Raw genomic sequence first — 702 nt, forward strand, 5'->3', positions numbered from 1 at the left:
CGCCCGCGGCGCATGCGGGTTCGCCATTTGGTGGGGCTGACTTTGCGGTTGTCGGGCCCGCACGCCAAAGCCAACTCGTTGATGTTGGTCTCGCCGCCGTCACCCCAATCGAGGGTGGCGTGGTGGACCTGGGACTGATAGGCCGAGGCGGTGCATCCCGGTGCGGTGCACCCCCCGGTCGCGGGCATGCAGCACGATGCGCTGGGCGGGGGTGGCGATCCGCTTGGCCCGCCCGAGGTAGAGGGCTTGGCCGTCGTCATCGAACACCGACAGGTAGTGGAAGGCGTGGGAGGCCATCCGGATCAGGTCCCGCATCGGCAGCAGCGACCCGCCGGCGGTGATCCCGAACCCCGCCCCGGTGGACAGTTCCTTCAACGTGGTGGAGACGATGACCGTGACGGGCAGCCCGTTGAGCTTCCCGAATTTCTTCGACGCCAGCAGCATGCGGCCGGCGGCGACCAGGGCGTCGTGCTGGCGTTGGGCTGTGGTGCGCTGATCGGCCTGGATCTGCTCCTCCGACGGCCGCCCCGACACACACGGATTCTCGTCGTCGGGGTTGCACATCCCGGGTGCGCCGAGTTTGGCCATCACCGGTTCGAGCACCGCGCGGGCTTCGGGGGTGAGGTGTCCCCGGAGTTCGGTCAATCCGTCCGGGCCCTGCTTGCCGAAGGTGATACCGCGGCGGCGTTGGATGTCGGCGTC

The 702-nt window shown here is 68.9% G+C and carries 1 protein-coding gene; it reads right to left on the minus strand.

Annotated features, from left to right (window positions below; all coding sequences use genetic code 11):
* Window positions 1-99: 99 nt before the first annotated feature.
* Window positions 100-702 (minus strand): DUF222 domain-containing protein (locus tag A5727_RS11290; RefSeq protein ID WP_353612255.1); only part of this gene is annotated, 603 nt, incomplete at its 5' end.

Origin of the sequence: Mycobacterium sp. ACS4331 (genome assembly GCF_001667265.1) — a bacterium.
Taxonomy (GTDB): domain Bacteria; phylum Actinomycetota; class Actinomycetes; order Mycobacteriales; family Mycobacteriaceae; genus Mycobacterium.